This window comes from Intrasporangium chromatireducens Q5-1, from assembly GCF_000576575.1.
Lineage (GTDB): Bacteria > Actinomycetota > Actinomycetes > Actinomycetales > Dermatophilaceae > Intrasporangium_A > Intrasporangium_A chromatireducens.
The window spans coordinates 1-17,325 of record NZ_AWQS01000031.1; the positions used below are offsets into that span (position 1 = coordinate 1).

General features: G+C 70.0%; 17 protein-coding genes and 1 pseudogene. 3 read left to right on the forward strand and 15 right to left on the reverse strand.

Annotated elements, in window-relative coordinates; genetic code table 11:
• Window positions 1–277 precede the first annotated feature (277 nt).
• A complete protein-coding gene (locus tag N864_RS26310; protein ID WP_420805206.1) occupies window positions 278–1,129 on the forward strand; it encodes an ATP-binding cassette domain-containing protein in 852 nt (283 codons plus the stop codon).
• Here the strand turns inward: N864_RS26310 and N864_RS26385 are convergent.
• From N864_RS26385 to N864_RS06065, 9 genes and pseudogenes are all read right to left on the reverse strand, one after another.
• Window positions 1,036–1,320 (reverse strand): annotated as a pseudogene (locus tag N864_RS26385) (SDR family oxidoreductase); the annotation flags it as partial. The gene N864_RS26310 and the pseudogene N864_RS26385 overlap by 94 nt on opposite strands.
• Before the next feature lie 295 nt (window positions 1,321–1,615).
• Window positions 1,616–3,025: a hypothetical protein gene (locus tag N864_RS06025; RefSeq protein ID WP_034714589.1), complete on the reverse strand. Its 1,410-nt coding sequence runs from the start codon at window positions 3,023–3,025 to the stop codon at window positions 1,616–1,618.
• Window positions 3,022–3,327 (reverse strand): hypothetical protein, encoded by a 306-nt coding sequence (locus tag N864_RS06030; RefSeq protein ID WP_034714591.1) that lies wholly within the window; start codon window positions 3,325–3,327, stop codon window positions 3,022–3,024. The genes N864_RS06025 and N864_RS06030 overlap by 4 nt, the downstream gene beginning before the upstream one ends.
• 54 nt (window positions 3,328–3,381) lie before the next feature.
• Entirely contained in the window at window positions 3,382–4,512 is a 1,131-nt protein-coding gene (locus tag N864_RS06035) for a tyrosine-type recombinase/integrase (protein WP_034714593.1), read from the reverse strand.
• Entirely contained in the window at window positions 4,512–4,721 is a 210-nt protein-coding gene (locus tag N864_RS06040; RefSeq protein ID WP_034714595.1) for an excisionase family DNA-binding protein, read from the reverse strand. Before N864_RS06040 ends, N864_RS06035 begins: the two co-directional genes overlap by 1 nt.
• Window positions 4,722–4,850: 129 nt before the next feature.
• Window positions 4,851–6,341, reverse strand: coding sequence for a CHC2 zinc finger domain-containing protein (locus tag N864_RS06045; protein WP_034714597.1), 1,491 nt, complete (start codon window positions 6,339–6,341; stop codon window positions 4,851–4,853).
• Complete coding sequence (locus N864_RS25020) at window positions 6,338–6,991, reverse strand: hypothetical protein (protein ID WP_051518252.1); 654 nt, start codon at window positions 6,989–6,991, stop codon at window positions 6,338–6,340. Before N864_RS25020 ends, N864_RS06045 begins: the two co-directional genes overlap by 4 nt.
• A 33-nt stretch (window positions 6,992–7,024) precedes the next feature.
• Window positions 7,025–7,456, reverse strand: a complete 432-nt coding sequence (locus tag N864_RS06060) for a hypothetical protein (RefSeq protein ID WP_034714603.1) — start codon at window positions 7,454–7,456, stop codon at window positions 7,025–7,027.
• Between the two features lie 153 nt (window positions 7,457–7,609).
• Window positions 7,610–9,370, reverse strand: a complete 1,761-nt coding sequence (locus tag N864_RS06065) for a type IV secretory system conjugative DNA transfer family protein (RefSeq protein ID WP_034714606.1) — start codon at window positions 9,368–9,370, stop codon at window positions 7,610–7,612.
• 120 nt (window positions 9,371–9,490) lie between these two features.
• Between N864_RS06065 and N864_RS06070 the strand changes: the two genes are divergently transcribed.
• Window positions 9,491–10,039, forward strand: coding sequence for an SRPBCC family protein (locus N864_RS06070; RefSeq protein WP_034714608.1), 549 nt, complete (start codon window positions 9,491–9,493; stop codon window positions 10,037–10,039).
• 13 nt (window positions 10,040–10,052) lie between these two features.
• On the opposite strand, the gene N864_RS06075 is transcribed toward N864_RS06070, so the two are convergent.
• The 6 genes from N864_RS06075 to N864_RS06100 all read right to left on the reverse strand — a co-directional run bounded on the left by N864_RS06075 (window position 10,053) and on the right by N864_RS06100 (window position 16,712).
• The gene (locus N864_RS06075; RefSeq protein WP_051518253.1) at window positions 10,053–11,561 is read right to left on the reverse strand and encodes an ATP-binding protein; all 1,509 of its coding nucleotides are present in this window, start codon (window positions 11,559–11,561) and stop codon (window positions 10,053–10,055) included.
• Window position 11,562: 1 nt separating this feature from the next.
• Window positions 11,563–13,032, reverse strand: coding sequence for an SCO6880 family protein (locus N864_RS06080; RefSeq protein ID WP_034714610.1), 1,470 nt, complete (start codon window positions 13,030–13,032; stop codon window positions 11,563–11,565).
• On the reverse strand, window positions 13,029–14,315 hold the full coding sequence (locus N864_RS06085) for a TrbL/VirB6 family protein (RefSeq protein WP_034714612.1): 1,287 nt from the start codon (window positions 14,313–14,315) through the stop codon (window positions 13,029–13,031). Before N864_RS06085 ends, N864_RS06080 begins: the two co-directional genes overlap by 4 nt.
• Window positions 14,312–14,971: a hypothetical protein gene (locus N864_RS06090; protein ID WP_034714615.1), complete on the reverse strand. Its 660-nt coding sequence runs from the start codon at window positions 14,969–14,971 to the stop codon at window positions 14,312–14,314. Before N864_RS06090 ends, N864_RS06085 begins: the two co-directional genes overlap by 4 nt.
• Window positions 14,972–15,201: 230 nt before the next feature.
• Window positions 15,202–15,534 (reverse strand): DUF6112 family protein, encoded by a 333-nt coding sequence (locus N864_RS06095; RefSeq protein ID WP_034714617.1) that lies wholly within the window; start codon window positions 15,532–15,534, stop codon window positions 15,202–15,204.
• A 113-nt stretch (window positions 15,535–15,647) separates the two neighbouring features.
• A complete protein-coding gene (locus tag N864_RS06100) occupies window positions 15,648–16,712 on the reverse strand; it encodes a C40 family peptidase (RefSeq protein WP_034714622.1) in 1,065 nt (354 codons plus the stop codon).
• Between the two features lie 100 nt (window positions 16,713–16,812).
• Between N864_RS06100 and N864_RS06105 the strand changes: the two genes are divergently transcribed.
• Window positions 16,813–17,322, forward strand: a complete 510-nt coding sequence (locus N864_RS06105; RefSeq protein WP_034714625.1) for a hypothetical protein — start codon at window positions 16,813–16,815, stop codon at window positions 17,320–17,322.
• Window positions 17,323–17,325 lie beyond the last annotated feature (3 nt).

The following is a 17,325-nucleotide window of genomic DNA, read 5'->3' on the forward strand; positions in this document are numbered from 1 at the left end:
GCGCCAGCGGCGCGGTCCTGATGGTGCGCCTCTTCACCCAGCTCGTGCGGCGGGGCCGGGGCCGAGTCGGGCTGGCCGCCATCGCCGCCGGCGGGGGACAGGGGACCGCGCTGGTGGTGGCCGCATGCCCGTGATCGACTTCGACGCGATGGGCCATGCCTACCCCACCTCGGCCGGCGACGCGAGCACGGTGCTGCGCGAGGTCACGGTGCGGCTGACCGAGCACCGGGTCGGGGTCGCCGGCGGCAACGGGTCGGGCAAGTCGACCTTCGCCCGGATGCTCAACGCGCTCGTTATCCCCACCACGGGACGGGTCACCGTCGACGGGCTCGACACCGCCCGCGACGCGCGGTCGATCCGCCGCCGGGTCGGGTTCTGCTTCACCGACCCGGACGCGCAGATCGTCATGCCGACGGTGCAGGAGGACCTCGCCTTCAGCCTGCGTCGCCACGGCCTGCCCAAACCGGAGGTCGCCCGCCGCGTCGAGGCGGCGATCATGCTGTACGGCCTGGCGGCACATCGGACCCAGCCGGCGCACCTGCTCTCCGGCGGGCAGAAGCAGCTCCTGGCCCTGGCGGCGGTGCTGCTCACCGAGCCCGCCCTGGTGGTCATGGACGAGCCGACGACCCTGCTCGACGTGGCGTTCGGGGCACGATCGGAGATCACTCGCGGTCGCGGTAGGCCGCGGCCAACAACCGAGGGATCCGGTCGGGAAGCGCGCGGCACGCTCGCCCGCGAGTGCCGTCGCCGCGCACGAGCATGCCTGTCCGGCCGGATCCAGTTTCAGAGCCGGGGGGGTTGCCGCCGAGATTGGCGGCGTGGGTGCGCAGCCCTTCTCCAGCGGGCGGACTTGAGGGCGGGTCGGGGTGAGGCTGACTTCTGCTCAGTCTCGGATTGGGCTGCGACGCGGCGGGGAGTGCTGGTGGGCGGGAGGCGCCGTTCCGTGTGCCGGCAGCGATCAGGGGATCAGGTAACGGTGAAGCCTCCATCGACGATCACGGTCTGGCCGCATATGTATGCTCCAGCGTCCGAAGCCAGCCAGAGCAGCGTCGTCGATATTTGGGTTGGGGTGCCGAGTCGGCCGAGCAGGGTTCGGCTCGTGAGGGCGTCGAGCTGTGTTTGGTCGTAGACGGCTGTCATTTCGGAGGTGACGTAGCCGGGGGCGATCGCGTTGACGCGGATGCCGCGGCGGGTGGGCCACTGCTGGGCCAGGTCGCGGGTCAGACAAGTCCTGACCGAAACGGGCCTCGTGGTGCAGTAGACAGGGGCTGCGCTTGAACTGCGCTGACGCGGACGAGGCCGCGACTGCCCTGACGGCATTCACCGTTGGGGTAGACGACCAGTCGATACGGTGCGGGTGGGCTCGGCATAGGCAGCGCCGCGCCTGCCGCGCAGCGGTTCGCCCACACGAGGATCGAGTAGACGCCGCAGCGGACGTACTCCGAGTCCTCGCGGGCGACCTTGTCCGGGCGAAGCTTGTGTGCCGGACCGAGCGTCGTCGAGCAGCTGAAAGGGTTTCCCGTCCATCACCACAACCCGATCGTGCCGGTGGCTGGGTCGGCGCGGTTCACGAGCAGCGACGCCCGCATCGAGCTCCGGTACCTGTACCGAGCCCTCAGATGCGACGCTCAATCGCGCGATTCCGTCCAGCCCCCGCGGTCGCGCACAGACGCGACTCGGGAGTGATCGAGACTTGGAAGCGGACTCTATGAGCGGCGGCGCAGGCGTCGACCCAGTCATGAACCAGGTTCGGGACGTCCGTGTAGTTGACGGGCACGTGCTCATGGCGCAAGCGTTGGGTGACCAGTTCCTCCTTTGCAGCTATAGCTGTCGCCGGGGCGAAGAGAACCCCCGCGTTAAGGAACGTCTCGGGTAGACCTCGGGTGGCGATGACGAGTTCCGTGACGCCGTGGAGGGCATGGCGTAGAGCCGGGGCAGCGTACGCCCTATCGCCGTGCGGGTCTCCTTGCTGGAGGGCGGTTCCAACGGCATGTAATGCTTCGTACAGGTCGCGGCTAGCGGTGACGAATTCATGCCGGGGTCGGCTCAGTGTGGTCACGTGGCGCCAGGCGCGCTCGCCGGTGTTCAAGCTGTCGGCGGCCTCGTGGAGCACTTGAGGCGCGGGCAGCCCAAGTTCCGCCGTGCCGGGGGCTTCCTGCGTGGCGAGGGCCCGCACCACGGCGCACATGTGGGCTCCTTGGTTCGCCATCTGTCGGATGACGTCGACGCTCGGGATCATCTGGTCGAGCTCGCGCCGGGTGGCCTGGACCCATTGTTGCAGTGCGGCTTCCAGACGCTCGACTGGAGGCCCACAGGTCGCGTCGCCGGAGACGGCCAAGATGTCGTGGAGGCTGGCCGGTCGGTGGGCGACGTCGCGAAGCGTGTCGATGGCCCGTTCCGCATAGCGAGCGACCAGTACGGGCCGGACGACCTCGTCGAGGGGTCCGTGAGCCAAGGTGTGGCGGGCGGCGGCGGCCGCGAGGGACAGGAGGTGGATGCTGGCGCCTGCGATCTCGCCACGGTGGTCGAGGACCGGTGCCGCATCGTCGCGGGCTTGATGGAGGAGGTCCGCGAGGGCGCCGAGGGCGCAGGACGCCTTGGCAAGCGGATGGGGGTCGGCCGGGTCGGCGGGTGGAACGTCGACCTGGTCAGGGATGTCGGCGGCGTCGAGGTGCAGTCGCCCGTCCCTGACTTCCGCGCGGAGGTGCCCGTTCTTGACGTATCTGCGCACGGTGCTGCCCTCACGGCCAAGGAACGAGGCGGCCTGCTCGGGGCTCATGGAGGCGCCGATCGGTGCTCGAAGGGGCCGTGGGTAGTTCTGCATCGCCAGGTGCATCGCGGATCGGCTGGGGTCGCCCGGTCGGACGTGAAGTGCGTTGAGCCCGGCGATCTCGAGCAGCAGCCGATGGACGGTGGCGTCGAACATGTTCCACTGTTCGGCCGACACCGGCTCGGTCGTGCGGCGTAGTTGCCGAGTGAGCACGTTGGCGTGGGCGAGCAAATCCAGCCCGGTCGTGGTGCTCATCTCGCACTCGCTGTGGCGGCGATCCGGAGTAGCTCCTGGACGTGCCACGCGATCAGCGGCAGGTCCGCCGGACCGTCCAGCGGCGTGATCTCATCAAGGCACGCCAGCGCCTGTTCGAGGTGACCGTGAACGTCACCGCCGGAGGGCAGCTTCTCGTCAGCGGCCCATGTAGCGGGAATGGTCCCTGCCGCCAGGCGGATCTGCCCCGCCAGCGCCTCCCCGCTCGCGCGGGTGTCCGCGGCGAGGGCGGCGGCCCGGCTGAGGTGCTGCACCGCCTTGGCCAGCAGGTCGTTTGTCGTCATCGAACGCGTCCTTTCGGGTTTCCCATCAACGGTGTTCATGAGCGCGGCGCGGCGTCATCTCTTCGGCAGCCGGAAGGCGTTGTCTTCGCCCGCCAGAGTGGAGAGGGCGGAGGCGATCTCGGCGTCGCGTCCTTCGACGGCATGCATGTACCGCAGTGCCGCCGCGGTGGAGGAGTGTCCGAGCCGACGCTTGAGGTCCGCTAACGACGCCCCGGTGGCGGCCGCCAACGTCTGCCCGGTGTGCCGCAGATCATGGAACGACAACGACACACCGACCTGCTTCCGGGCGCGCACGAACGCTTGGTAGAGCGCGTTCGACGCCATCCGGGTGCCGTCCTGCCCGACGAAGAGCATCTCCGTGCCGGCCCAGCTTTCGAGGTGCTCGCGCAGGACCGGGATGACGTGAGGCGGGATCGACACCGTCCGCACCCCGGCAGAGCTCTTGGGCGGCTTCTCGAACCGGCGCCGCGTCTGGAGCAGCTCGACATAGGTCTTGTCGACCCGCACGGTCCCCACCTCCAGGTCGATATCGGTCACGCGGAGCGCGCAGATCTCCCCGCGCCGCAGCCCGCACCATGCGGCGAGCGCGACGGCCGCCTTGTACCGCGGCGTGATGGCCTCCATCAGCGCGGCCACCTCCGCCGGCGAGGCGATCGGCCGCTCCTTGGGCCGGTCGGTCCCGGCACGCGGGATCTGGCATGGGTTCTTCTCGATCGCCTCATCGAGCACGGCCATGTTCAGCACGGACCGGAGGAACCGATAGGACTGCGCGATCGAGGTCCGGCCGCCCTTGCCGGCCAACGCTCTGGCGTGCCAAGCCCGCACGATGGCGGTGCTGATCGACGCAACCGGCATGTCCAACAGCTCCGCCAGGTGCAGCCGCATGTTCCGCCGTGACGTCTCGGTCCACCGTTCGCCGATGTTCGGGTTCTCGGTCAGGTATGCCTCTGCGTATTCCCGGAACGTGCGGCGCCCCAACGACCTCGACGGCCCGCGCCACTCCTCACGCTCCATGCTGTCGTGCACGCGCACCAGCCACCGCTCCGCGGCGGCCTTGGTGCCGAAGGTCTCCGGTGCGGTCTGCCGTTGCCCGTTCGGCCCGATGAACGACGCCTGGAACCTCCCGGACGGCAGCTTCCGCACCGTTCCGAACCGGCGGTCCCTCTCCCGACCACGCGCGGCCATCAGGACACCACCCTCCCGCCCTCCCACCGGACCTCGATCGGCTCGACCGTGCCGTCGGCGACGAACTCCTCGAGCGCCGACACCGGGATCCGCACGTGCCGCCCGACATGGACGAACCTGATGCGCCGCTCGCTGATGAGCCGACGCGGGAACCGGACGCTCGTGCCGAGCATCTTGGCCGCTTCCGTGACGGTGACGAGTCGTTCCATCGGTCCTGTCCCTCCCTTGGGTTGCTCTATCTGGACAACGGTCGCCGCGGGTCACCATCCGGTCGTTGCCCCTTGCTGTATGCCGCTGAGTTCGTCTGCGTGGCAAGCTCGCTCACGCTGCAGTCCGGCTCAAAAGCTCGGCGTGACAGGTGCCTGCGGGCCAGTCCTGTCCGCCGTGACCTGACCACCGCTCGGGCCGAGCAGTGGGCCGATGTCCCGGTCGAGCTCACGGGAGAGCATTCGGGTGAACAGGTTGTTGGGGTTCCAGCCGCTGCGGGTCATCTCCGCGACGACCTGCTCGACCAGCACCGCGGACAGGGCTGGTCCGAGCCGGTTCGCAACCGGCGCCACCGCCTCCACGACGCTTCGCATGGGGTTGCCACCCCGGTTCAGCGTGAGGCGAACCAGGTCACTCCCGGGCAGGAACGGACGCCCGTCGTCACGATCACGTCCGATCGAGGGCATGGCGAGGAAGGCGTCGAGGCCCCGAACACCGTGGGCGGCGACCCAGTCGGCCGGGTCTATCCCGTCCGGCAGACGAGTGACGTACGCGGGCCGGCCACGCTCCAGGCACAGCCGGGTCAGCCAGCGGTCGGTGCCGCCGGCACCGGCGTCGTCACCGTCCAGCGCGATGAGCGGCGGGTTCGAGCTGATCGCCGGTACCTGGTCGGCCTGGGCCGTGGAGACGGACACGCCGCACGCGGCGACGGCCGCGATCTTATCGCTCACGCCAGCCTCTACCGCCACCGCGGCAAGGGCGATGGCGTCGAAGACACCCTCCACAATGACGACCCGGCCGTCGGCCGCGAGCGGCTCCCGGGTGGGTCGGTAGAGCGCGGTCGCCTTGTCGTACGTGACGGTCCGAGTCGGGTTCCGGTACTTGGGCAGCTCCTCCTGGCCGGACAGTTTCCGGCCGATGAAGCCCTCGATCTGGCCGGCCTCGTTGGTGATCGGCACGACGAGCCGCTTGTAGAGCGTGTCGATGAGGGTGCCTCGGCGTGAGACCTGGGCCAGGTCCATCGCGAGGAGCTCGTCGTCGCTGACGCCGTCGGCGCGCAACAGGTCGGTCAGCGAGGTCCACTCGCTGTCCGCGTACCCGACGAGGCTGCCCCCATACGGCCCCGCGGACCACAGGTCGAACGGGACGTGCATCCTGCGGATGGCCACCATGCACCCGCGCGCCATGGCTTCGGCCCTGCCGGTGGACAGGTGCCGCCAGGCGAGCTCGTTGATCTCGAACCCCCGCTCTCGTGTCATCGCCGAGGCGGCACCCGGACGCGTCAGCCCGTCGCTGGCGGCGAGACGGAGCCGGCGTGGGGGAGGGCTGCCCTGGATGATGCCGTGCTCGAGCTCGGCCACGGCGTCGAGGAACGAGATCCCGCGCAGCCGGGCGACGAAGTCGATCACGTCACCGGACGCGCCACAGCCGAAGCAGTGGTACCGGTCCGGCACCCCGTCGACGGACAGGGATGCGGTCGAGTCCGGGTGGAACGGGCAACAGCCCATCCAGCCCCGGCTGCGCTGGCGCAGCTCGATCCCCGCCGCGGTGACGACCTCGGCGATCGGGTGCCGGGCGCGGATCTGCGGGATGTCGACCAGGCCGCCGGAGTAGGCATTCACAGCTCGACCACCACGGCGCGACTCGTGTCGCGCGTCGCCTCGTGCTCGAGGACCAGCTCGGTGAACCGGGCTGGGTCGAGGTGCACGTCGATGCAGACGGCATCGGCGAACGCGGCCTCGACCGCCGCCCGTGACGCGCCTCGAGACAGCACTGCGTACTCGTCCCACGTCGGGTCGTACGCGTACAGCACCCCGATGCTGGAATTCTCATGGAGGCGCAACGAGATCCGCTGGTCCCCGCGCGGTCCCCAGCGCATCCCGAAGTCGTGGTCGAGCCCCGCGATGTCGAGCTTGTCGAAGGCCTTCGGCCCCATCCACTCCAGGCGCAGTTCCGCGGTGGCCGGCTTCACCGATTCGCCGTATGCCGCTGAGCTGAGCTCCGCGGCCGTGCTGGCTCCCGCGTCGAGCGCGGTCGTGATGCGCTCGGCGATCGTGGTCGGGTCCTGGCGCAGTCGCTGCGACAGGAGCAGGCCGACGGCCTGGGCGTGGGCGTTGCGCTGCCCGAGCCGGAACCAGTAGTCGACCGAGTCCTCGCGGTCGAGGCCGTGGTTGCAGTTGCTCGCGAGGGCGAGCAGGTCCGTGATGACGGCGGCGTCGTTGGTGGCGCGCTCCGGGGGATATGGGTGGGGAGCGGTGGGCTGGATGGACATGGTGACCTCCCTTGTCCGAGAGCGAATCTCGTGTCAGGAAGACAACGGCGCGCTCGGGTCACCATTGGGCGCAGCCGCCCACGAGTGGAGGAGACCGTCGCGGTGCTCGCCGATCGAGCACTGTGTCTTTGCCGTCGCGTCGGTGAGCATGACCGTGGCGTCGTGCAGGGCTCGCATCCAGTCCACCGGCGCAGTCAGGCCCGCGGTCTCCGCATAGCTGGCGCGTTCGTGGTCGCGCAGCGCGGACAGGATCTCCACCATCGCTCGGTGTTTGGCCCAGCACGGTGGAATGACCCGCGGCTCGATCGCGAACCGGACTACGAGCGCTTCCACCCAAGGGGCCAGCTCCTCCAGCGCCGCGTCCGCCTCCGCAGGGCTCAAAGACGGCCAGTGCAGCGGGCCGCCGAGCTGCCCGAAGGCCTGCTCGAACGACTCATGGCCGATGTCGATCGGCGCGCCGCTCACCGGGACCGCACAGCCCTGAGAAATGTGTAGGGCCGCCCGCGCACCACGTGCGGGGGCGGGCTGGCAGCGGCAGCCGGCTCAGCGGCATACCACCGTCCTTGTCTGGCCCACCACAGCCGGACGGGCAGGTTGGCGCGGTAGGAGGAGCGGCGTCTATAGACGTTGCGTGTGGGCATGCTGGATGGCCCTCTCGAGTCGTTCGCGGTCTCCCTGAAGGGCTTTCGCGTCACGCCGGGCGGTCCAGGGCTGCATGGTCAGGGCAATGGGCCGGGCCGAGCGCAGCAGGAGGATCGACTGGCCGAACGGCAGGGTGCGCAGCTGGGACGGGTCGAGGACCGGGACGTCGGCGGTGTGCGTCGAGGTGGAGCGTCGGCCGTCGCCGCCGGTGGAGACGGTCGTGGTCTGCTTCGAGCGGGTGCCGATGAGCTTGGAGAGGTCCTCCAGGTCGCGGGCGTTGGAGCCGCCGCCGAGGATGACCTTGACGATCGCGGCGTCCCAGATCGCGGAGGCGGCGTGCTCGCCCCAGACGGCGCGGGCCTGGGCGAGGGACTGCAGCACGACGGTGGTCGAGATGCCAGAGCCGCCGCCGTCCGACATGAGGGACGCGAGCGAGGGGAGGGGGTAGTTGGCGGCCTCGTCCAGGATCAGGGACAGGGGTGGGTCGAGGCGCGCGTTCGGGGAGGCCGCGGCGTGCCGGCGCGCCGTCTCGAGGATGTCTTCGAGGAATGCGCCGACCAGCCCGGCGGTCGCGGCGGAACCGGTGGAGGTGCCGAGCAGATAGATGGTGCCTGCGGAGGTGAGGAACGCTGCGGGGTCGAGGTGCTCGTCGCCGGTGGGGGAGACGGCGTCGAGGACCTTGGGGTCGGCCAGCGCGGCGAAGGCGATGGCGACCATGGCCCAGACCGAGTCCCGCTGGCGTGGGTCCGCGGTGACGATCGAGTCGAGGCCCTGGTGCCACGACGGTGCGGCCTGCGGGTTGCTCGCGAGGATCATCACCGCTTCGCGGGCGTGGACCGCCGAGAGCGACCAACGGTAGAGATCCGTCGGCGTGCAGCCACCAAGAGCGGCCGCGTGCAGCAGGGCACGGACCGCGAGCTCGGCGGAGGCCTGCCAGAAGTTCGAGTCGGTCGTGCCGTTCGCGGCTCCCGCGGTCAGAGCCTTGGCACGAACCATGGCGATGTGCGGGTCCTGGCATCCTCGGATCGGGGACCAGCGCGCCCTGGACGGGATGCCGGGAGCCAACCCTTGGGGGTCGAACACGGCGACCGGGCCACGGGATTCGCGGGTGCGCAGGGTCGCGGTTAGGTTGTCCGGCCTGGTGCTTGTGCTGACCACCGCGCCGGACGCGTCGAGGAGCGCCGGGATGACGAGGTGCAGCCCTTTGCCGGAGCGCGGTGGACCGAGCACGACGATGGAGTCCTCGACGGTGCAGTAGCAGGCGATGCCTCGGCTGCGCCCCAGTAGGTGTCCGAGGTCATTCGGGGCCGGCTTGGTAAGGCAAGGGCGCAGGCTGGGCGCCTGCTTGAGGAGTCGAGCCTTGCCTGCCGCGCGGCGCACCTCGACACCGCCGGCCATGCCTTCCCCGGTCGGTGCTCCCGCTGCGATCACGTGCGGGCTGGCGCTTCGGAGCTGCTTGGCGATGAGCCATCCAGCGACTGGTAGGGCGAGGGCGAGCACCGTGAGGGACCAGTAGAGCCAGGCCGGCCCGACCGGCGACCCCCAGGCGAGACTCGGATTGGCCGGATGGCCGAACGCGGCGAGCGGCGCGACGATGGTGAACGGGGGTGCTGCCGTTCCCGTCAGTCCGGCTGATGCAGCAGCAGCGCCCCAGAGCAGCACCAGCAGGGCCAGGGCTGCACCGATGATGACAAGTTGAAGGTCGGTGTGGTGACTTCGTGTTTCCGATCGCGGCATGTTCTGTCAACCACCTCAGTCGGGCCACTATCGAGCACGCCGACTCAGGTCACGTCGCCAGATCTCCCTGGTTTGTCCGATTGGTCTGACGCGACCGACCTATTCGGCGATAGTGGGGGCGTGTCGTTGATGGGCAGAGTTGAAGAACGGTGGCAGCAGCGTCAGGCCGGAACCGAGCCCTTGACCGTTCAGGCGAGGACCACCATCGCGGCGGACCGGGAGCAGGTGTGGCAGTTCCTGCTCGCGCCGCAGAGTGCATTCCTCTGCAGCGACGGGGTGCTCAAGGCGTTTCATGTCCCAGGTACGCCCATCGGGTCCGTGGGAGAGCAGCAGTGCATGGTCGTCGAGCAGCAAGGTCAAGTGCTGGCTCACATCGTCGAGGTCGTTGAGCTGCGACCAATCGAGCTCGCGGTGACCCGCACGGTGACGTCGCCCTCGGGAATGATCTCTCGGTATGTCATGGAAGACGCTGCGTCGGGTGGGACGTGCCTCACCTACCAGTTCGGCGCGCACATGGTCTTGGGCAGCCGGAAGAAGGCCGAGCCGCCGATCCGCGAGCATGTCGACACGGCCGTCAGGCGCATCAAGTCCGCGATCGAATCGGGTGCGACGTTCTCGGATGCCCGGAAGCCTTCGACGGATCTTGATTCCGACGCGCCAACGGCTTGACGGATCGACCGACTCATGCGCGCTGAGGGCCTGGCCGATCGACCATCCTGGAACTTGTGTCGAAGAGGTCAAGTTCGGCGTCGGTCGCCAGATGCCTGACAATGAAGGCCCTCTGGCCGACGCGCCAAAGTCCTTCTCCCCGTTGCAGATCCGGCAGTTGGGCACCCTCGGTCACTGACAGCCCGAGTTGCCGCAGCGCATGTCCCGCCTCTGAGGCCTCCTGTTGGTAGACGATCTTGGTGGAGCAGTCTGCAAGGAGGCCCTGCGCCATCGCGCGTGAGGCCGTCTTGGCGTCGCCGACGGCGTCGAGGTCGGAGAGCCGGTGGATGATGAGCAGGTTGGCGATACCCAGTCCACGAGAGAGCTTCCACTGGCCCTGCATGCGGGCCAGCAGGGCGGGTTGGCGAATGAGACGCCAGGCCTCGTCGTAGATGACCCAGCGTTGTCCGCCGTCGGTGGAGGCGAGGGCGGCTTCCATCCACGCGCTGGCACAGGTCATGACCATGGCGGTCAGCTGGTCGGAGCCTTGGATTCGGGACAGGTCGAGGGTGACCATGGGCAAGGTTGGGTCGAACGCCACGGTGGAAGGCCCGTCAAAGAGTCCGGCCAGGTCGCCGGACACGAGTCGACGCAAACCGTGGCCGACGTCGCGGCCGTCGCGGGTCAGTTCCGTGACGCTGGCGCCGCCCTCACCTCGTGTCGGCTCGAAGAGTGCATTGACGATCCGGGGCAGCGTCGGCACCGAGTCGGAGTCGACGACGCTGCGGAGAGCGACGTCGAGGGTGGTGTGCTCAACCGCCGCGAGGGGCCGGCCGAGCGCCGACTCGGCAAGAGACCCGAGGAGCGTGCGGCGCCGCGTGGTGACCACGACATCCCATGCGCTGTCATCGAGGGTGCCGTCGCGGGGGCCGGGGTCGAGGGGGTTGAGCCGGTTAGCGCTGCCGCCGCCGAGCTGGATGGAGTTGCCGCCCACGGCCGCGGCCACGGCGGTCCATTCGCCCTTCGGGTCGCCGGGCACGTAGACCCGGCGACCGAACGCGATGGAGCGGGTGGCGAGGCACTTGGCCAGGCACGATTTGCCCTTGCCGACCGCACCGGCGAGCAGACAGTTGGGATTGGTCAGGGTCCCGCGCTGGTAGAGCACCCACGGATCGAAGACGAACCCGCCCCCGGACCAGGCGTCCTGTCCGACGAACACGCCGTCCGCGCCGAGACCGGCTTCGGCGAGGAACGGGTACGCGCCGGACAGGACGTCTGTGGTGGCCCGGTGGGCCGGCAGCCGGAGCCGACGCAGGGGCCGCAGGGCGAGCGGCCGGTGCTCGCCGAGCGGCGGCAGCAGGTCGGGCCGAACGAGGTCACCCGCGGCGTGCTGCGCAGCGGACGCCTCGTCGGCGGCTCGTTGGGCGCCCTCTGCGGCGAGCCGTTTGACTTCGCCGAGCCGCTGCTTCCGGCTGGCGCGGTCCTGGCCGGGCTCACCGTACGAGGCGCCTGCGTGCGTCCCGAGCCATCGTTGGCGCGGCATGTCAGTCCACCCTCCTCGCGAGCGGCAGTGCCGCAGCCGTGAAGGCGCGGGCCTGTTGACCGAGCAGCCGGCGAGTCTCACAGCCGGACTGGACTGCGGCGCGTTCGATCTGCGTCACGGCGGCGTCCAACTCATCGTCGTCGCCCGCAGTGATGACGATGAGACCGGTGAACCGCATGTCAGCGTGCCCATTGATCAGGGCACGTTCGCGGTCGAGGACGTCGTCCAGCTCGGCTGCGTCAGCGAGGTCGGCGATGGCGCCGATCCGGGCCTTCTGGGCGGCGTCGGTGACGTGCTCGACCTTGGCGCGCCGGATGTCGCGCATTGCCTGCCGGGAGGAGAGCGGCGTGGCGGTGATGGACAGTGTCTTCCGGACTCCTGGCTGGAAGACGAGTGCGTGGAGGAAGTCGGCCGGGACGTCGATGCGCGGCCACTCGCTGATCCACAGCACGGCCGAGCAGCCAGTGTCGTGGTCGAGGCGGTCCCAGCGTTCGTCGATGGCGACCGGTCCGGCTGCGCGCAGACTCCCCACGCTTGTGCCGCTTGCGCGCAGCGGGTCATAGGCGCCGCGGATCACGTCCGCAAGGTCTCGCGCCTGGAGCCACTCCGCAAGGCGCAGATCCGCCGCCCGCAGGCCGGCCTCGAACGCCGACATCTCCTGGCGCACCAGCTCCAGCCCTCGTGCCGTGCCGGTGCCGCGCGCCCAGAGCAGCCGGCTGGGCACCTCGAGCGCGACCGCCACGAGGGTCCGATGAGTGGCAGCCGCCGGGGCGCGGGTGGTCATCAGCTCTTCGTACTGCTCGGAGGCGAACGGGGTATCAGTCGCGGTGCGGTGGCCGCGCCACCAGCCGACGATGCCCTCCCCGGTGTCCGGGGCGGCCAGGTCGAGGACCTGCAGGCGCCGGCAGCGTCCCGACGCGGCGAGCCCGGCCAGCGCGCGGCTCCATCCGCTGACCCGGCGGGCCTGTTCGTCGGGGGAGAGCAGCACGTATGCCGTGTGCTCGACATGGGCGACCACGGTGACCGTCGCTTCGTGCGGGTCGTGCACGAGGGCGGTCTGCGAGGCGGGATCGATCAGGAACCGGAGCGCGGCTGCTTCTCCGGGCAGGGCCATCGTGCCGCCGGGGCGAGGATGATCGGGGCTGGCGCGGAACCGGTTCCGGCCAGTCACTCGCCGGGCGAGGTAATGGCCGACGGTTGGCAGGACCTCGACGAGGGGTCTTTCGCCGTGGCGCACGAACGCGAGCGCGATGGCGCCCATCCAGAGTGGCGAGACGAGCAGCACCCCCAGCACTCCAGCGAGGAACACGGCCGCGGTGATGGTGACTGCGGCGATGGCGACGCAGGCGACTCTCACGGGGGAGAGCCCGAGCAGGAGCCCGCGCTGCTGCCGTCGACCGAAGCGAACCCTCGCGGATGCTGGGGCCGGTCCGGAGGAGCCGGACAGGGATCCGGTCACGGTGTCGGTCATGGTCGTTCCCTTCGCGGCGGCGTGCTGGGCTGGGATTCGGGTCGATCGGCCGGGCTGGCTCCGGGCGGTGCTGTCGGGTGGGGCTGCGCCGGCTGCTGCCCGGGCGCCGACTGCGGCGTGGAACGCTCTGGACCCGGCGACGTTGGAACGGAGGAGCGCGGCGGACCCGGCTCAGCGGCATACGAACTCGCTTGTTGGGCGGTGGAACCGGAAGGTGAGGTGCCAGTTAAGACGGCAACCGGGGCGCCTTCGGGAGGTCGTTCGGAACTGACCGACGTGCTGGACTCCGAGCGTGCGGTGGCGGCGCGTGCGGCGACGCTCGGCATGGCGGTGAACCCCCGGGCCTGCGCGGCGAGGACGGCGACCTTCTGTGGGGCGGCGATGGCAGCGCGACCGCCTGCGCTCGCCTGGCCGGCGGTGAGATGCGCGGCGTGCATCGTGTCGCCGACGAAGACGCACATACGCATCGCGAGCCACGGGGCAAGGCCGCCGAGGAGGAGGATGAGCGCGCCGACGACGAGCTGCGTTCCGGTCTGCGTGGTCGAGCCACCGGTGGCGCCGGCGCCCTGCATGGCGGCGACGCCGGTGCTCAGGATGATGACCAGGATCAGTTTCGAGACGATCATCGCGACGACGAACTCGACCCACTTGCGGACCCAGGAGGACGTGATCTCCGCGGTCGCGCCGGCGAAGGCCAACGGGGCAAGGACCGCGGCGATGATGAGCATCATCTTGCGGATCATCATGGCGGCCCAGACGATGACGACCGAGGCGAGGATGGCGAGCGCCATCGCGAGGGTCACGGCCGGGTTGGACAGCTGGGTCACGTTGACGAGGGCGAGCTGGCCGCCGATGCCGCGCATGTTGGTGCCCATGGTGTGCTGCACGACTCCGTCGGCCAGCGAGTCGACGGCGCCGATGAGGGCGCGTGTCGCGGCGAGGGCGAAGGCGCTGCCGAGGGCGCTGATAAACAGGCCCTTGGCGGCACGCGAGAGGGCGCCGGCTTCCCGGCGGAGGGCGGCGACGATGAGCTGCAGGGCGAACAGGCCCAGGCAGAGCACGCCGGCGATGGCGCCAGTGATCTGCAGCTGGCGACCGAGCGCGGGGGAGCCGAGGTCGACTGCGGTTGCCGAGTCGATTTGGCTCCACAGCCAGTTCGTCCCCGAGACCGCGGCCTGGGCGAAGAAGTTCGCCGCACTGGTGAAGGTGCTATCGACGGCGGAGGTGGCGGCGCTGGCTATTTGGCAGGCCGGGTTGATCGCCTGGAAGCCGGGGCAGCTCATGACGGCCCCATTTGGCCGGTCTGGATGGCGGTGTACTGGACGAGGGTGACGAACCGCCACGTCGGGAGGGTCGGTGGGCCCTCGAAGTTGGCGGTGAACGCGACGCTTGTGATCGTGGATAGTGGATGCCCGTCGACGGTCTGGTGGAGCGTGACGGTCGCGGTCACGTCGCGGGCCGTAATGCCGGGGTCGGTGATCCGGCCCGCCTCGACTGCGTTGGTCCAACCGATCGGCTCGGACACGCGAACGTCCTCGACGCTCGTGTACGCCTTGCGAGCGGCGAGCATGGACCACTCGGCTGCATCTGGGACGGCCGCGACACCGTTGCCGGTCGTCGTGTCGGTGACGGAGAAGACGGGCAGCCGGTCACGGAGCTCCGGAGGGACGAGCCCGACGACGAGCGGTTCGGCTGTTTTGGTGCCCTCGGCGGCAATCGCGTCGAGCAGGTCGGCACGGGGCGTCCGGTAGTCCTGGGTGAGCAGGGCGGTCGCGAAGGCAGCGGCATACAGGTCCGGCTGTTGGCGCGCTTCGGCCGGGATCTTCAAGCCCCGGTACGAGTCGCCGCTGGTATTCCTGGCCGCCTTGCTCGGTGCCGGGATGGCACGGAGCGCCTCGAGCTGCCGGTGGGCGGCGGCATCGAGCGGGGGCGTCGGCACGGGCGGTGCGTTCGGTGGGGATGACGGGTCGAGGCTCGGTGGCGCGGCGGTAGCGGGAGCGACCGGCGGGACCGTCGTCGGCGCGGCTGCCCGAAAAGGGCCCGCCAGCCCGAACCAGACCAAGGAGACAAGAACGAGGGCGACCAAAGCGCTGGCAGAGATGAGCCGGCGGCGGGTCGGTGGGCGTGGTGGGCGGCGGGTGCTGGCCGCGCGAGTGCGAAGTACCGGCATCATCGGATCGCCGCCCCCGCATTCGCGAAGAACGTCACGAGGGTGTTGGCAGCGCCGATCAGCATTGCGGCGACGCCCGCGATCAGTACGCCGGTCTTGCCGCGTCCCGCGATGTGCGGGTTGGACGAGGACGAGCCGATCGCCCACGCGATCGCCGAGACGACGACGCCGGCGACCGCGGCGACGAGGCCGAAGGTCAGCAAGGCGCCGACGATCTTCGACAGTGCCGCGAGGCCGGGGAGGCCATCGGTGTTGGGTGTCACGTCGACGGCCGGGTTCACCGCTGACGAGAGCGAGGCGTTGGCGATGATTGAGAGGGCGGACGAGCGCATGGTGCGGTCCCTTTCACGAGGCACGAGCCGGTCTCGCGCGTCAATGGGGACAACGGGCCCGACGGGTCACCATCGGTCGACGAGGTTCTGGCACATCACGATTGGCGTCGTTGTCAGCCGATGTGCCGGTAGCCGGAGACGCCCTTGGCGATAAAGGAGCGCAGCGTCGTGAGCCGCACGACGTCACCGGTGCGTGGGGCATGGACGACGAGCCCCTGCCCGACGTAGATGCCGATGTGGTGCGGGGCAGCGATGGTGCCGTCCACGCCCGGGATGAGAACGAGATCGCCAGGTCGCAGCGCCGCCGCAGTGGTGGGGACCCCGTCGCGGAACTGGTCCACGGTGACGCGGCCGATCGGCACGCCGGCGTGACGCCAGGCCGTCTGCACCAGCCCAGAACAGTCGTAGCTGTCCGGACCGACGCCGCCCCACTGGTAGGGCTTGCCGCGCTGGGCGAGTGCGAACATGACGGCCGTCCGGGCTTGCCCGCTCACGGTCGGATCGCGGAGGTAGGCGTCGGGCTCCGTTCTGGCACTGGCCGCAATCGGGACGACGTCTGCGGCGCCACAGTCGAGCTGCGCCGCCGCCGGGTCGATGATGGCGGTGATGCGTTCGGCGCGGCCGGCTTGGGCCAGGTAGTTGCCGCCGTAGGCGCTCGAGCCGCCATTCGCGAGGGTGGGGTAGCCGTCGAACGCCGAGCGCTGCACAGTCTGGGCAGCGCGCCACGGCGGCATCGATTGCCAACCGGGGACCTTGAGGAGCGCGTCGATGAACAGGTTCGTCGAGGCGGTCGGGTTCATCCGCTGGACCGCGCTGCCCCAGCCCGGACGCTGCTGGAAGATGCCCAGCGAGTCGTGGTCGTAGCCGACGCCCTGCGCGGGCAGACCGGCTCCGTAGGGGTCGTTGGGATTCGACAGGACGAGAAGGTTCGACTCAGTGAGGCCGGTCATGATCGCGATGTATGCCGCTGAGTGACCTCCGCGAGCCCGTGCGGTCGCGTAGACGATCCTCGCGTTCGTCGCCTGCGTCGGGCTGAGATCGGGGATCGGTCCCGTCGTGATGCAGGCCGCCGAGGCCGGCGTGCTGGGGGAGGGCGTTCCCATCGTGAGCAGGAGCACCAGCCCGACGAACATGGCCGCACCGGCCGCTGCAACCGCGGATAGGCCTTTGGCATTCATGCCTGACAGACCCGTGTTGCGGGGGCACCATGCGACTGCCTCGGCGTGGCTGCGCTTGCGATGTCGCCGATCGCCGCCACGATAGAGGGGTGAGGAGGTGATGGCAGTGGGCTTCCGCCGCCAGGGCTCGACCCTTCGCACGGACGATGTTCGGGCCGCGGCCATCGAGGATGCCCGACTGCTGGCGCTCGAGCTCGGCGGGTTACGGCCGCCACAGACCGTCGACCCGATAGCGGTCGGAGTCGCCCTCGAGGTCGGTGAACGGGCACACCGTCTCGTCCCCCTCGAACTGCGCGTCCTCGAAGCGGGCTGGTGGACTGACGGGGAACCGTGTCAGGTCCTCCTGACCGACAGGCGGCTCCTACTGCGCCGCTCTCACGGTGAGCTCGCCTCCCTCTGGTGGGGCTCCGCGGTTGGGCTCGAGGTCGACCTCGTGGCGGGCCGGCTCGTGCTCGACTACGGCGACGGTCGGCCCCGCGGGTTGTCCGGCCCTGGCGCGGCGGTCGCCGCAGCGATGGCCGTGGCAGGCGTGTATGGGCTCGAGGGCCTCATCACTCATCCCGGTCTGGCGGGGCTGCGCGAGCACAGCCCGACCTTGAGGCCGACCTGACCG

Bases quoted from the DNA above. Each gene is read 5' to 3' on its own strand.
- N864_RS26310 (WP_420805206.1), top strand. From the start codon at position 278: ATGCTCAACGCGCTCGTTATCCCCACCACGGGACGGGTCACCGTCGAC.
- N864_RS06025 (WP_034714589.1), bottom strand. From the start codon at position 3,025: ATGAGCACCACGACCGGGCTGGATTTGCTCGCCCACGCCAACGTGCTC.
- N864_RS06030 (WP_034714591.1), bottom strand. From the start codon at position 3,327: ATGACGACAAACGACCTGCTGGCCAAGGCGGTGCAGCACCTCAGCCGG.
- N864_RS06035 (WP_034714593.1), bottom strand. From the start codon at position 4,512: ATGGCCGCGCGTGGTCGGGAGAGGGACCGCCGGTTCGGAACGGTGCGG.
- N864_RS06040 (WP_034714595.1), bottom strand. From the start codon at position 4,721: ATGGAACGACTCGTCACCGTCACGGAAGCGGCCAAGATGCTCGGCACG.
- N864_RS25020 (WP_051518252.1), bottom strand. From the start codon at position 6,991: ATGTCCATCCAGCCCACCGCTCCCCACCCATATCCCCCGGAGCGCGCC.
- N864_RS06065 (WP_034714606.1), bottom strand. From the start codon at position 9,370: ATGCCGCGATCGGAAACACGAAGTCACCACACCGACCTTCAACTTGTC.
- N864_RS06075 (WP_051518253.1), bottom strand. From the start codon at position 11,561: ATGCCGCGCCAACGATGGCTCGGGACGCACGCAGGCGCCTCGTACGGT.
- N864_RS06080 (WP_034714610.1), bottom strand. From the start codon at position 13,032: ATGACCGACACCGTGACCGGATCCCTGTCCGGCTCCTCCGGACCGGCC.
- N864_RS06085 (WP_034714612.1), bottom strand. From the start codon at position 14,315: ATGAGCTGCCCCGGCTTCCAGGCGATCAACCCGGCCTGCCAAATAGCC.
- N864_RS06095 (WP_034714617.1), bottom strand. From the start codon at position 15,534: ATGCGCTCGTCCGCCCTCTCAATCATCGCCAACGCCTCGCTCTCGTCA.
- N864_RS06100 (WP_034714622.1), bottom strand. From the start codon at position 16,712: ATGAATGCCAAAGGCCTATCCGCGGTTGCAGCGGCCGGTGCGGCCATG.
- N864_RS06105 (WP_034714625.1), top strand. From the start codon at position 16,813: ATGGCAGTGGGCTTCCGCCGCCAGGGCTCGACCCTTCGCACGGACGAT.